The organism is Sulfurospirillum tamanense (assembly GCF_016937535.1).
GTDB lineage: Bacteria > Campylobacterota > Campylobacteria > Campylobacterales > Campylobacteraceae > Sulfurospirillum_B > Sulfurospirillum_B tamanense.
On record NZ_JAFHKK010000010.1, the window covers coordinates 18,228 to 30,981 of the forward strand.

Here is a 12,754-nt window from a genome sequence, read left to right on the forward strand (position 1 = left end):
GAAATTGCATGAAAACAATCTGTGAGCTAGGGAAGCAAGAGCGTAAGGAAATTGCCAAAACCCTTGGCAAGCACCCTCCTTTTATATGTAAAAAGTGCGGTGCTAAGGCTGAAGCAAAAAAACAATTGTGTAAGCCCGAAAAAAAATAAATAAAAAGGAAAAGTGGTGATTTTACGTCTGCTCTTTTTAACATTAGTGGCAATTATGGTAGGACAAGCCAAAGATAAGATGGCCACACCGGAGCTTGCGCGCCAGCCTATGACGATTATTGATATTCGGACAGAGTCGGAGTGGTTGGATACAGGGATTGTTCAAGGGGCTATTACATTAACCTTTTTTGATAACAAAGGACGGTATGACGCGCAAGCTTTTTTAAGGGAGCTTGACAAGCATGTTGACAAGAAAACTCCTTTTGCTATTATTTGCCGTACAGGTAATCGTACTACGGCGGTTGCGGAGTTTTTGGGAGAGCTTGGTTATGCGGTTATTAACTTGCAAGGGGGCATGGTAGAGCTTGTAAGGCAGGGGTATCAACCTGTGCCTTACCGCCCTTAAAATGGTGCGACTTTTACTCCTAGGAATTCTCTCGGGTGCTTTTTTTAGTACCACGTTTTTGCTCAATGAAGCCATGAGTTTAGGGGGCGGACACTGGGTCTGGTCGGCTTCGCTTCGGTATGGATTTATGGTGCTGTTTTTGGTCGCGGTGTTGTGGTTTAAAGGTGGCGCGGCTTTGCTTAAGGGCACATGGGCGCTTTTTTTGGCCCACTGGCGCTTTTGGGTGCTTGCGGGTGGCGTGGGCTTTGGCGGGTTTTACGCGCTCATTTGTTTTAGTGCTAAGAGTGCGCCAGGGTGGGTTATCGCCTCCACGTGGCAATTTACCGTGGTGGCAAGTTTGTTTGTCTTAATGCTTTTTGGCCAGCGTTTTCCTAAGCGTGTATGGTTTTTTTCCGCGCTTGTTTTTGTGGGCGTCTTGCTTGTGAACCTTTCCCATACCCAATCTATCACTGCCCAGACCCTTTTGCTTGGCGCACTCCCTGTGTTTATAGCGGCCTTTTGTTACCCCTTTGGCAATCAGCTTGTATGGGAAGCTTCGCGGGGAAAACATGCCCATTTGCCTCATATTTCCTCCCCGTTACTAGCCAACGCTTTTGTGAAAGTACTGGTGATGAGCATGGGGTCTTTTCCTTTGTGGGCGGTGCTTATTTTGAGTGTTCAGCCCCCGATGCCCAGTGGCGCGCAAGTGTTTCAAACAGCGCTAGTAGCGCTTTTTTCAGGGGTGGTGGCTACGAGTATTTTTCTTTTTGCGCGCTCTTTGGCTCACACCCCTAGTGAGCTAGCTGGGGTGGACGCTAGCCAGTCAAGTCAAGTGGTGTTTGCATTATTGGGGGGCATGGTGTTTTTGGACTCACCTTTGCCAAGCATGGTGGCTTTTGCAGGGCTTGGACTCATTGGCTTGGGGTTGTTTTGCTTTCTTTTTTTCCGTCAAAAAGTGGTTTAAAACCTTTATTTTTTGTATCTTTACATGTAAAGGAGGCTTATTGGGGAACGATGCGCAGTATCTCTCCTGTATCAGTGGAAAGGTACAAGTGTCCTTCGTGGTTTTGAATCACTTGACGAATCCGCAAGCCCAAAGACTCCAATAAGCGCTCTTCTTTGATAACTTTACCATTCTTGTTAAGGACAATGCGGTTGAGGTGCTGAAGTTTGAGTGCCCCTAAAAACAGATTGTCTCGCCATGCAGGAAAAGCATCCCCCGTGTAAACCAGTAAAGACCCCGGCGCAATGGAAGGGGTGTAGTGGTGTAAAGGCTGTTCTAACCCCTCTTTGTGCGTGCCCTCGCCGATGCTGATGGGAGCCCAGTACTCTTTGCCATAACTAATCGTCGGCCAGCCGTAGTTTTTGCCTGCTTCTACAAGGTTAATCTCATCGCCACCGCGTGGGCCGTGTTCGCTAGCATAAAGACGATGAGTGGTGGGGTCAAAGGCAAGCCCTTGGGGATTTCGATGGCCATAGGAGTAGATTTCTTTGAGGGCAAAAGGGTGGTCTATAAAAGGGTTATCTTCAGGAATCGTGCCATCTTGACGAAGCCGCACAATCGTCCCCGTGTGACTACGTAACTCTTGGGCCTCATCTCGCATGCCACGGTCACCGACGCTAAAATAAACATACCCTTTTTCATCAAAAGCAATGCGACTGCCAAAATGGCGCGACGTGCCAGAAGTGGAGTGGGTGATGAGCAAATCTTTCCATTGGGTGAGGATGTGGCCCTCTAGGGTGGCCCGCGCAAGGGTGGTGGCCCCTTGAAAATTGATGGATTTGACATAGGTAAAAAAGAGGGTGCTATCTTCTTGGAAGTGGGGCGAAATGGCAACATCCAACAAGCCTCCTTGCCCGCCATAAAGGGGCTCAAAAGGCATTCCAAACACAGGTTGCACAAGGGCGGTGCGGGTGTCTAGGAGTAGCATGTCTCCTTGGATTTGGGTGATAAAAAGGGTGTGCTCATCTACAAAAGCCATCCCCCAAGGGATGCCTTGAAGACCCGAAGCAATGCGTTCAACGCGATAGCCCATCCCCTCGCTTTGAGCGTCAAAAAGAGATGTTGCTTGCAAAAAAGAAAAAAGAAGGCAGAGTGCCAAGCATAAGCGCATCATGGTGACTCCTTGTAAGAAACATTATAACACGACCTTTTGCGTGGGTCAATGCAAAAGCAATCACAAGTCTATCTTGGGAGGGGTATGGATAGCTAAAGAAAAAGGATTACATGTAAGGAAAAAATCCTTACATGTAAACGTGTGTTAGAGGGCTTTGGTGATGAACGTATTCATGCGCTTAGTAAAGGCACTCACGTCTTCGATTTTCATGCCTTCTTGGAGTTTGGCTTGGTCGAGCAAGAGGTGCGCGATGTCGTTTAGGTAGAGATAGTCTTTAGACTCGGCCAGTTTTTGAACGATGCCGTGATCGGGGTTGATTTCCAAAATGGGCTTGACTTTGGGTAGGTTGTCTTGGCCCATTTGTTTGAGCATTTGCTGCATTTGAAAGTCGGGGTCGTTTTTGTCGTAGATGAGGCATGAAGCCGAGTCGCTCAGACGGCTAGAGATTTTCACCTCTTTGACTTCTTCTTTGAGCACTTCTTTCATCTTGACTAAAATCTCTTGGTACTTGCCCTCATCCGCCTTGGCTTTTTCTTTGTCTTCGGTGATTTCTTCGTCCACGTCAGAGTTGTTGACGGGTTTGATGGGGGTTTTGTCGTATTCGTTGACCATCGGCATAACGATGGCGTCCACCTCTTCATCAAGCAACAACACTTCGATGTCGTTTTTCTTGAAACTCTCGATGAGCGGCGAGTTTTTAAGCATGGCTTCGTTTTCGCCCGTGATGTAATAAATGCTTTTTTGCCCCTCTTTCATGGCCTCTTTATACTCTTTAAGGCTCACAAGACCTTCGCGTTTGCTGGATTTAAACAGCACAAGGTCTAAGATGGCATCGCGGTTAGCATAGTCAGCATACAAGCCCTCTTTGAGGACTTTGCCAAAGAGTTTGTAAAACTCAAGGTATTTGGCGTCGTCTTTGCCTTTGAGTTTTTTAAGCTCGCCTAGGATTTTTTTCACCGAGGCTTGTTTGATGGTTTCTAAGATGCGGTTTTGCTGTAGGATTTCACGGCTAACATTTAAAGGCAAGTCTTCTGCGTCGATGATACCGCGCACAAAACGCAAGTACATAGGCAAGAGTTCGCGCTCATCATCGGTGATGAACACGCGCTTGACGTACAGTTTTACGCCTGATTGAAAGTCTGCTCGAAAGAGGTCAAAAGGCGCGGTTGCAGGGACGTAAAAGAGAGTAGAGTACTCTAGGGTTCCCTCTGCTTTGGTGTGCGACCACAAGATAGGGTCGGTGCTATCATGGGAGAGTTGCTTGTAGAAATCTTTGTATTCGTCTTCTTTAATTTCATTTTTAGACAAACGCCACAGGGCGGAAGCTTTGTTGATTTGGACGTTTTTAACTTCAGTGGTGCCTTCTTCCTCTTCTTTTTCAGAAGGGGTGTACTCCTCTTTGTCCATAAAAATGCCAAAGGGAATGTGGTTGGAGTATTTTTTGACGATGCTCTCAAGGCGGTAAAACTCCAAAAACTCTTTTTCTTCTTCTTTGAGGGTCAGCGTGATGGTGGTGCCGTGGGTTTCTTTGGTGGTTGGGGTAATGTCGTAGCTGTCTCCCGCTTCACTTTCCCAGCAAAAAGCTTCTTCCGTGCCTGCTTTTTTGGAAACCACGCTAATCTTGGTGGCTACCATGAAGGCAGAGTAAAACCCAACGCCAAACTGTCCGATGAGGGTGGAGTCTTTTTTGGCATCCCCACTCAGGCGTTCTACAAAGGACTTGGTACCACTTCGGGCGATGGTGCCAAGATTCTCCACCAACTCTTCTTCGTTCATGCCGATGCCGGTGTCACTGATGGTGAGGGTGTTGGCCTCTTTGTTCGCAACGATGTCGATGCGCGGGACATAACTGAGTGTTTTGTACGACTCGTCCGTCAATGTCAAGTAGTTCAGTTTGTCAAGGGCATCGGAGGAGTTGGAGATGAGTTCGCGGAGGAAAATCTCTTTGTTGGAGTACAAAGAATGAATCATCAGATGCAAAAGCTGACTGACCTCGGTTTGAAATTGATGTTTGGACATAGTGCTCCTTTTACATGTAAATTTTTAGTGTAATTTTATCACAATTAGTTTAATCAATCAAGGAAGTTTAGCTTCATTGACTAAAGAATATAGATTAATTATCGGAAAGGTTAGGAGGTAAACAGCAGTTCGGTCAACTTATATCCGCCTCCTGCGGCAAGAACCGTGCCTAAAAGATTGAGCCCCATATTGCTAATGCCAAGAAGTAGTGAACCTCCTTGAAAAAGCCAAAATGTTTCCATTGCAAAAGTGGAATAGGTGGTAAGAGCGCCTAAAAATCCTGTGGTGAGAAAAGATTTCAAAGGTAAAGAAAACCATGTAGTGTGCATAAAAAAAGCAAAACACGCCCCCAAAAGAAAGCTCCCCGCGAGGTTTACTCCCAAAGTTCCCAAAGGGAGAGAATGGGGCAGGGTGTGGTTAATGAGTCCATTCAAGTAAGCCCGTGCTATGGCGCCAAGAAACCCGCCACTACCGATGGCTAGAAGGGTTTGCCAACTCATCGGCGAGGGCCTTTTCCATGGCGAATCTAAGGTTTTCGTACCAGTTTGCATCGGCACTTGGGTCAATGGTTTCCAAAAAAGTAATACGCACTGTTCCGCTGCGTGCTTCAAAATGTTGAGAATCCAAAATGCGACGGGTTCCTGTGATGATGGCAGGTTGGACTTTTAAATTTAACTTTTCAGCCAAAGCTTTAGCACCCTCTTGGAATTTTAAAAGGGATTCTCCTTTTCCCCGTGTGCCTTCGGGAAAAATAGCAATAACCCGTCCTTCTTCGATGCGTTCTTTGGCTAATTTTAAAAGCTTAACCATAGAGCGACGATCGCTGCGATCAATGGAAATCATTTTTGGTGGGTGCATAATATGCCCAAAAACAGGAATGTTTTCAATCTCTTTTTTTGCCACCCAGCAAGGATCTGCGGGATGTAAGGCTTCCATGGCAACAATGTCAAGTAAACTCTGGTGGTTCATGACAAGAAGTTTGGCCTCAGGGTCAACGGTTCCTTTTTGAATCAAAGTGTACCCCAGGAAAAAAGATTGTAATTTTGCCCATGTTTTTCGAATGCGACGATGGTGGGTGTTAAATAAATACATTAGCGCAATAGTGATGGGAATGCTGATAGAGAGTTCTACTAATGCCCAGACGGCTCTAATCTTTGCGAACATGTTCCTCCTTTACCCAGCCAATTTTGCCAGTTGGAAGCAGTATTTTAAGATATTCTTCCCGCTTTCCCAGCTGCTCTACTTGCAAGGGTGCGTCAGTGGTGAAAAAAATAGTAGATTTTTCTGTAGGGATGATGCGCACGCGTGTGTCGGCTTTAAGGGTGATATGGCTAAAAGGAGATTGAGAATATGCATAATATCCGCAAAGAAGCAACCCCAGTATTAGATAAATTATTTTGCGGCGAAAGGCGTAGAGCAACAAAAACAGTGCCGCAATGATGAGTATCGAGGCGTTTTTGTAGATTTGAAAAGGGCTTTCTTTGGGATTGAGACCAATTTGTGTGCTTACATCCCCTTCGTCAAGAACCACAGGAAGCGTTACGCGTTCAAAACGGTTGCTTTGTGCATCAAAATAAGTAAAATCTATGGTATTTTTGTGTTCTTCAAAAATCGCAAAATAAAAAACCTTGCTTTCGGGGTAATTTTCAGAAAAGGAGTCAGCACCCCCTTTTGAGATTCCTTGAAGAGAAAAATCTTCCAAGTTTGCCAAGAGTCCTTCTAGCTCAATAACCATGATTAAATGTTGGGCATCGAATCGACTCGTTTTAAAGCGCTTTACATGTAAAGATTCGGCAACGACGCCTGAAAAAAGTGCGTTGTGGTTTAGGATTACCACGTTGAGCGCTTTGGGAAATAAAATATCTGTTTCAATGGTGATACCCTCATCCAAAAGCGAGAGAGTTGTACGCGGCAGCTGTGCATTTTGTCGGTTTGCTTTTAAGTAAAAAGTATTGCGAAAAACATTTTCACTCTCACGCACCCAAGGGGATTGGGGATTTAGTACTACGACCGAATCGCTGTGAGAAAACTCGGTTTCAAGTTCCTTATAATCATCTCTTGCCACAATCGCTTTGAGGGTAAATGCAAAAATCTGATTACGGTAAACCCGTTCAGGTGGAGGATCATGAGAGAGAAACAAGGATTTGGCAAATCCTTGAAGTGGGATAGTGTCGGATGTGGCGGCAAGTGTGCGCACTTCGCCGGCGTTGGGATTTTGGTCATACATAGAGGGCTCAAGCCCCTCTTGCGCAACCGCACCTGTAATAAAAAACAAAATCCCAACAAGGTGGCGCAAATAACCCATGATACTAGGCAACAAACCCTTCTAGCATGGCCCTGCCATCTTTGGAGCCAAGAAGCGCTTCAATGGCCCGTTCCGGGTGTGGCATGAGGCCAAAAACATTTTTGGCTTCATTACAAATTCCTGCAATGTTGGCAACAGAACCATTAGGGTTTTGCGGGTTTCCTTGAGCATCACAATAGGTCAAAAGAATTTGATTATTCGCACGAAGAGAAGTTAGTCCTGCCTCATCAATAAAATAATTTCCCTCGCCGTGTGCGATGGGAATATTAATGATTTGACCAGAGGTGAGGTGGCGCAAAAATTGATTAGTACTGTTTTCCACTTTTAGATGGTGGTACTTTGAGACAAAATGCACATTGGCATTGCGTTTCATCGCACCTGGCAATAAGCCCATTTCCAAAAGCATTTGAAAGCCATTGCAAATACCAAGTACGTAACCGCCTTTTTTGGCATGAGATTGAACCTCTTTCATGATCGGTGAAAATTTAGCAATCGCAGCACTACGCAAATAGTCCCCATAACTAAAGCCTCCAGGAAGGACAACCAAATCAACCTCTTGGGGTAAACGCTCTTCTTTGTGCCACACAAGCTCCACTTCCTGACCTAAAGTCTCGTAAGCATGCTTGGTGTCAACCTCGCAGTTGGTACCAGGAAAGACAACAACAGCTACTTTCATGCCAGCTCGATTGTGTAATCTTCGATAACGGTGTTGGCTAGCAGTTCCTCGCACATTTTTGTGACCTCTTCTTTGGCTGCTTCGGCATCAGTGCCAGCAACGTCTAAAAGAATCTGTTTGCCAATGCGCACATCGTTGACACTGTTAAAACCAAGCGAGCCAAGGGCGTGGTGGACTGCTTTTCCCTGAGGGTCAAGGACGCCATTTTTTAACTGTACGTTTACGATAACTTTCATGAATGTTTTCCTTATTGGGCTAAAATGCGTTTTAAAACTTCTTCGTAGGCAACTTTTACGTCACCTAGGCCTTGACGAAAGCGGTCTTTGTCTAGCTTTTCTTTGGTGGCAGTATCCCAAAATCGACAGCTATCGGGGCTAATTTCATCGGCCAATAAAATAGTCCCATCTTTGTCAATGCCAAATTCTACTTTAAAATCAACAAGCGTAAGGTTTCGTCCAGCAAAAAAGCTTTTTAAAATCCTGTTAATTTCTCTTCCAAGGCGGCGCAACTCTTCGAGGTCGGATTCACTTTTAACAAGACCAAGAACCAAGCAATGCTCATCATTAATCAGTGGATCACCAAGGGCATCGTCTTTGTAATAAAATTCCACTAATGGAAAAGGGAGCTCTGCTCCCTCGTTTAGGCCTAAGCGTTTTACGAGCGAACCTGTTGCCACATTGCGCACAACGACTTCAATGGGGATAATGCGACAGACTTTTACCAACTGGTGTGTGTCATCAAGGGTCTTAACAAGGTGTGTCGCGATGCCTTTTTCTTCAAGGATGCGGAAAAGTTGCGTGCTGATTTTGTTGTTTAAGGCTCCCTTGCCTGCTTCACTGCCTCTTTTTTCTGCATTAAAGGCAGTAAGGTCGTCTTTGAATTCTGCGATCAGCAACTGCTCATCAGAGGTTTTATAAAGGCGTTTTCCTTTGCCTTCATAAAGCAACGCGTGTTTTTCCACGGGGTCTCCTTAGTGTTTGGGTTTTGTGATTGAGAGCACTTTGACAATGTCAACAGCGCTTTTAAGTTGAATGTCTCCATAGAGCTGTTTGGCAGAGATGACGGACTCGTCCGTTTTTTTCTTTGGCGCCATTTTTTGCTCAGCCGCTAATTTTTCAAGTTCACTGGTAAGGTGAAGTTTGAGATCATTTTCTTTAATGGAGTAATCTGTTTCAGGGGCTGGTACGTTACCTGGATGAACGATAATGTCGGGCGTTACACCCACGGCTTGAATGGTGCGACCGCTGGGAAGGTAGTAGCGTGCAATGGTAAGGCGTAAAGCCTCTTCGTTTCCGACGGGCAAAATAACCTGAACGCTTCCTTTTCCAAAGGTTTTTTCACCCACAACAATGGCGCGTTTGTGGTCTTGGAGTGCCCCGCCTACAATTTCGCTTGCACTCGCACTTCCTCCATTGAGCAATACAACCATGGGCACATTGGTGATGGTGGTGCGCTTGCTAGCGGTGTAATCTTGGTCTTCTCCCTTGACGCGGCCTTTTTGAGAGACAATAATACCCTCGCTAACAAAAAGATCCGTCAGATTAACGGCTTGGTCGAGTAAGCCACCAGGATTGTTGCGCAGGTCCATAATAATACCATTGACACTTCGGTGTTTTGAGAGGGCTTCTTTGGTTTTTTCGACAACATTCTTATCAAAGCTTGTGATGCGAAGGTAGAGAAGGTTCTCGTTTTCAAAAGTTTTAGTGTAAACAGAGTTTATTTTAATAATATCGCGGGTGATTTTGAAAGTTAAAGGCTTCGCTTCGCCTTCACGAACGATAGTTAGAACAATGTCTGTTTGAGGTTTCCCTCGCATAAGGCCTACGGCTTCGTCAATAGTCATGTTTAAGGTGGATTGTTCATCGATGCGTAGCACAATGTCGCCAGACTTTAGGCCGGCCTTGTCTGCTGGAGTGTCTTCGATAGGAGCGATGACTGTCAGAGCTCCGTCTCGCATCCCAACGGTAATGCCCAGTCCTCCGAACTCACCATCGGTTTGAACTTTCATATCTTTGAATTTTTTTTGGTCCAAAAAGCCAGAATGGGCATCAAGGTTGCTCAAAAGCCCTTCGATAGATTTGGTGATAATTTCATTAAAAGTTATGTCGTCTACATAGTATTGTTCAACTGTTCCTAATACTTTAGTGAATTTTGCTAATGCACTCAGTCTGCTCTCTTCAGAAACACCTGTCTGGGCATTAAGATTAGTAGAAAGTGCAAAGGTTGCCCCTATGAGCGTTGCGACAAAGCCAAGTGTCATTAATCGTGTCTTTTTCATCCGAATATACTCCCCAGGGTTATAAATCCCTGATTGTAGTCAATATTGCCTAAAAAAAGGCTAAACCAAGAGCTCTTTTCTTATTCAAAAGACCTCTTGGTTAGCGAACGCAAGGAATAATTCCTAATGATAATTTATAAAGATAGTTGACAATACTAGACTAAAGGTTGTATACTTATTCTTATAAATACAGATAAGGAGAATAACAATGAATCAGCTTTTTGAAACCCTAACACATCAAATGACACAAGCACTTGAAAGTGCTATAAGCTTGGCCTTGCACAGCAAAAACAGTGAGGCCACACCTTTACATGTACTCTGGGGTTTGGTGACTAACTCAGAATCCATCCTCTCGCAGGTTTTGCGAAAAATGAACGTGGATAAAGCGGCCTTAGAACTTGAGGTAAAGAGCCATGTGGACAAACTCCCTAAAAGCAGTAGCGTCACCAAGGAGAGCATCAAGCTAGGGCGCGAGCTTGTGGAGTCGTTGCAAGAGGCCCAAGGGCTCATGACAAAACAAGGTGACACGTTTTTGGCAGTGGATACGTGGTTGTTGTCTAATGCCAGCAAGGCTCCACTAAAGGGCATTTTAGAAAAATACCTTGACATGATGGAATTTAAAAAATCCCTCGAAGCCTTGCGTGGCGGGAAAAAAATCACCAAACAAACAGGAGATGACACGCTTGAAGCACTGGGCAAATACGGCATCGATTTAACGCAAAAAGCCAAAAACCATGAACTTGACCCTGTGATTGGACGGGATGAAGAGATTCATCGCATGATGCAGATTTTGATTCGTAAGACGAAAAATAACCCCATTTTACTAGGCGAACCAGGCACTGGAAAAACGGCGATTGTAGAGGGCTTGGCCCAACGCATTGTGGAGGGAAATGTCCCCCTTTCGTTGCAAAACCGCCAAGTGGTGACGCTAGATATGAGCGCGCTCATTGCGGGGGCAAAGTACCGAGGTGAGTTTGAAGACCGCCTCAAAGCGGTGATTGATGAAGTCAAGCAAGATGGCAATATTATTTTGTTTATTGATGAAATCCATACCATTATTGGTGCGGGTGCGAGTGAGGGAAGCATGGACGCGGCCAACATCCTCAAACCTGCCCTTGCCAGGGGCGAACTGCACACGGTGGGGGCAACCACGCTAAAAGAGTACCGCAAATATTTTGAAAAAGATGCGGCACTGCAACGGCGTTTTCAGCCCATCCAAGTGGGTGAGCCTAGCATTAACGAAGCGTTGCAGATTTTGCGGGGCATTAAAGAACGTCTTGAAGCCCACCACAACGTGAGCATCTTAGACAGCGCTCTTGTAGCGGCCGCGCGCCTTTCGGATCGCTACATTACCGACCGTTTTTTGCCCGATAAAGCCATCGACCTCATCGACGAAGCGGCGGCGGAACTCAAGATGCAGATTGAAAGCGAACCCGCGGAACTAAGCCGTGTTAAGCGTCTTATTTCTGCTTTACATGTAGAGAAAGAAGCACTCAAGATGGAAAAGAGTGCTAAAAACGAAGAGCGCTTACGGGTGATTGAAAAAGAGTTGGCTGATGCCAATGAAAAACGCCAAGCCCTTGAGAGCCAGTTTGAAAACGAACAACAGGTATTTACGGAACTCTCTTCCATTAAAAGCGATATTGACAGCTTGCGCAAGGAAGCGGAGCTAGCCAAGCGTAACAGCGATTTTAACAAGGCCGCGGAGATTGAGTATGGCAAAATCCCTGCTCTTTTTGAGGATGAAAAAAACCTTAATGCCCGTTGGGCGAAGATGCAAGAAGAGGGCACGCTGCTTAAAAACTTTGTAGATGAAGAGATGATAGCGGCCATCGTAAGTAAGTGGACGGGGATTCCTGTGAGTAAAATGCTCACCACGGAAAAAGAGAAAATCTTGGCTATTGAGAGCCATTTGGAACAAACGGTGGTGGGGCAAGAAGAGGCTATTCATGCGGTGGCGCGCGCCATTAAGCGCAGTAAGGCAGGGCTTTCTGAGAGCAATAAGCCCATTGGAAGCTTTTTGTTTTTGGGGCCAACGGGCGTGGGAAAAACCCAAACCGCTAAAGCCTTGGCGAAGTTTTTGTTTGATGAAGAGCGCGCGTTGGTGCGCTTTGACATGAGCGAATACATGGAAAAACATGCTGTTAGCCGCCTAGTCGGTGCGCCTCCAGGGTATGTGGGCTACGACGAAGGTGGTCAGCTTACCGAAGCAGTACGCCGCAAACCTTACAGCGTGTTGCTCTTTGATGAGATTGAAAAAGCCCATCCGGATGTCTTTAATATCCTCCTTCAAGTCTTGGATGATGGGCGTTTGACGGACAACAAGGGTGTAACGGTGGATTTTAAAAATACCATCATTATTTTGACTTCTAACATTGCCAGCGGCAAAATCATGGAAGTGGAAAAAGAACAGCGCCGTGACGCGGTGATGGGAGAGTTGAAGTTACACTTTAAGCCCGAGTTTTTAAACCGCCTAGATGACATTGTGATTTTCAATCCTTTAGGCAAAACCCAACTGCGCGCCATTGTCTCCATCATGTTTGAAGAGGTGCGCAAGAAATTAGCCGCCATGTCCATCGAAGCGACCTTAGAAGAATCCGCCAAAGAGATGATTGGTGAAGCAGGGTTTGACCCCGTGTATGGCGCAAGACCCCTTAAACGCGCGTTGTATGAGCTGGTGGAAGATACCTTGGCACAGATGCTTTTAGAAGAGCGTATTAAAGAGGGCGACACTTTGCGCATTGGCGCCAAAGAGGGAGAAATTTTTATCGAAAAAATCTAATTTTTCACGCATGACTCACGATTTTTTGTTACACTTTTTTAAA

At 45.6% G+C, this 12,754-nt stretch carries 13 protein-coding genes; 4 read left to right on the forward strand and 9 right to left on the reverse strand.

Annotated elements, in window-relative coordinates:
- Nucleotides 1-8 precede the first annotated feature (8 nt).
- The 3 genes from JWV37_RS05875 to JWV37_RS05885 are packed head-to-tail and all read left to right on the forward strand — an operon-like array spanning nt 9 to nt 1,498.
- Nucleotides 9-149, forward strand: a complete 141-nt coding sequence (locus JWV37_RS05875) for a hypothetical protein (protein ID WP_205458848.1) — start codon at nt 9-11, stop codon at nt 147-149.
- A gap of 16 nt (nt 150-165) precedes the next feature.
- Nucleotides 166-555, forward strand: coding sequence for a rhodanese-like domain-containing protein (locus JWV37_RS05880; RefSeq protein WP_205458849.1), 390 nt, complete (start codon nt 166-168; stop codon nt 553-555).
- A 1-nt stretch (nt 556) separates the two neighbouring features.
- Nucleotides 557-1,498: a DMT family transporter gene (locus tag JWV37_RS05885; protein ID WP_205458850.1), complete on the forward strand. Its 942-nt coding sequence runs from the start codon at nt 557-559 to the stop codon at nt 1,496-1,498.
- Nucleotides 1,499-1,535: 37 nt separating this feature from the next.
- Here the strand turns inward: JWV37_RS05885 and JWV37_RS05890 are convergent, their stop codons facing one another.
- The 9 genes from JWV37_RS05890 to JWV37_RS05930 all read right to left on the reverse strand — a co-directional run bounded on the left by JWV37_RS05890 (nt 1,536) and on the right by JWV37_RS05930 (nt 9,929).
- Nucleotides 1,536-2,651, reverse strand: coding sequence for a PQQ-dependent sugar dehydrogenase (locus JWV37_RS05890; protein ID WP_205458851.1), 1,116 nt, complete (start codon nt 2,649-2,651; stop codon nt 1,536-1,538).
- 144 nt (nt 2,652-2,795) lie between these two features.
- Nucleotides 2,796-4,670 (reverse strand): molecular chaperone HtpG, encoded by a 1,875-nt coding sequence (htpG, locus tag JWV37_RS05895; RefSeq protein ID WP_205458852.1) that lies wholly within the window; start codon nt 4,668-4,670, stop codon nt 2,796-2,798.
- Nucleotides 4,671-4,780: 110 nt separating this feature from the next.
- Complete coding sequence (locus tag JWV37_RS05900) at nt 4,781-5,170, reverse strand: fluoride efflux transporter FluC (RefSeq protein ID WP_205458853.1); 390 nt, start codon at nt 5,168-5,170, stop codon at nt 4,781-4,783.
- The gene (locus JWV37_RS05905) at nt 5,139-5,834 is read right to left on the reverse strand and encodes a lysophospholipid acyltransferase family protein (protein ID WP_205458854.1); all 696 of its coding nucleotides are present in this window, start codon (nt 5,832-5,834) and stop codon (nt 5,139-5,141) included. Before JWV37_RS05905 ends, JWV37_RS05900 begins: the two co-directional genes overlap by 32 nt.
- Complete coding sequence (locus JWV37_RS05910; RefSeq protein ID WP_205458855.1) at nt 5,818-6,975, reverse strand: hypothetical protein; 1,158 nt, start codon at nt 6,973-6,975, stop codon at nt 5,818-5,820. Before JWV37_RS05910 ends, JWV37_RS05905 begins: the two co-directional genes overlap by 17 nt.
- Before the next feature lie 4 nt (nt 6,976-6,979).
- The gene (gene purQ / locus JWV37_RS05915) at nt 6,980-7,651 is read right to left on the reverse strand and encodes a phosphoribosylformylglycinamidine synthase subunit PurQ (protein ID WP_205458856.1); all 672 of its coding nucleotides are present in this window, start codon (nt 7,649-7,651) and stop codon (nt 6,980-6,982) included.
- A complete protein-coding gene (gene purS, locus JWV37_RS05920) occupies nt 7,648-7,887 on the reverse strand; it encodes a phosphoribosylformylglycinamidine synthase subunit PurS (protein ID WP_205458857.1) in 240 nt (79 codons plus the stop codon). The genes purQ and purS overlap by 4 nt, the downstream gene beginning before the upstream one ends.
- 11 nt (nt 7,888-7,898) lie before the next feature.
- On the reverse strand, nt 7,899-8,612 hold the full coding sequence (gene purC / locus JWV37_RS05925; RefSeq protein ID WP_205458858.1) for a phosphoribosylaminoimidazolesuccinocarboxamide synthase: 714 nt from the start codon (nt 8,610-8,612) through the stop codon (nt 7,899-7,901).
- Nucleotides 8,613-8,621: 9 nt separating this feature from the next.
- The gene (locus JWV37_RS05930; RefSeq protein WP_205458859.1) at nt 8,622-9,929 is read right to left on the reverse strand and encodes a S41 family peptidase; all 1,308 of its coding nucleotides are present in this window, start codon (nt 9,927-9,929) and stop codon (nt 8,622-8,624) included.
- Between the two features lie 208 nt (nt 9,930-10,137).
- Between JWV37_RS05930 and JWV37_RS05935 the strand changes: the two genes are divergently transcribed.
- Nucleotides 10,138-12,711, forward strand: a complete 2,574-nt coding sequence (locus JWV37_RS05935; RefSeq protein WP_205458860.1) for an ATP-dependent Clp protease ATP-binding subunit — start codon at nt 10,138-10,140, stop codon at nt 12,709-12,711.
- Nucleotides 12,712-12,754 lie beyond the last annotated feature (43 nt).

Bases quoted from the DNA above. Each gene is read 5' to 3' on its own strand.
- JWV37_RS05875 (WP_205458848.1), top strand. From the start codon at position 9: ATGAAAACAATCTGTGAGCTAGGGAAGCAAGAGCGTAAGGAAATTGCC.
- JWV37_RS05885 (WP_205458850.1), top strand. From the start codon at position 557: ATGGTGCGACTTTTACTCCTAGGAATTCTCTCGGGTGCTTTTTTTAGT.
- JWV37_RS05890 (WP_205458851.1), bottom strand. From the start codon at position 2,651: ATGATGCGCTTATGCTTGGCACTCTGCCTTCTTTTTTCTTTTTTGCAA.
- htpG (WP_205458852.1), bottom strand. From the start codon at position 4,670: ATGTCCAAACATCAATTTCAAACCGAGGTCAGTCAGCTTTTGCATCTG.
- JWV37_RS05900 (WP_205458853.1), bottom strand. From the start codon at position 5,170: ATGAGTTGGCAAACCCTTCTAGCCATCGGTAGTGGCGGGTTTCTTGGC.
- JWV37_RS05905 (WP_205458854.1), bottom strand. From the start codon at position 5,834: ATGTTCGCAAAGATTAGAGCCGTCTGGGCATTAGTAGAACTCTCTATC.
- JWV37_RS05910 (WP_205458855.1), bottom strand. From the start codon at position 6,975: ATGGGTTATTTGCGCCACCTTGTTGGGATTTTGTTTTTTATTACAGGT.
- purQ (WP_205458856.1), bottom strand. From the start codon at position 7,651: ATGAAAGTAGCTGTTGTTGTCTTTCCTGGTACCAACTGCGAGGTTGAC.
- purS (WP_205458857.1), bottom strand. From the start codon at position 7,887: ATGAAAGTTATCGTAAACGTACAGTTAAAAAATGGCGTCCTTGACCCT.
- JWV37_RS05930 (WP_205458859.1), bottom strand. From the start codon at position 9,929: ATGAAAAAGACACGATTAATGACACTTGGCTTTGTCGCAACGCTCATA.
- JWV37_RS05935 (WP_205458860.1), top strand. From the start codon at position 10,138: ATGAATCAGCTTTTTGAAACCCTAACACATCAAATGACACAAGCACTT.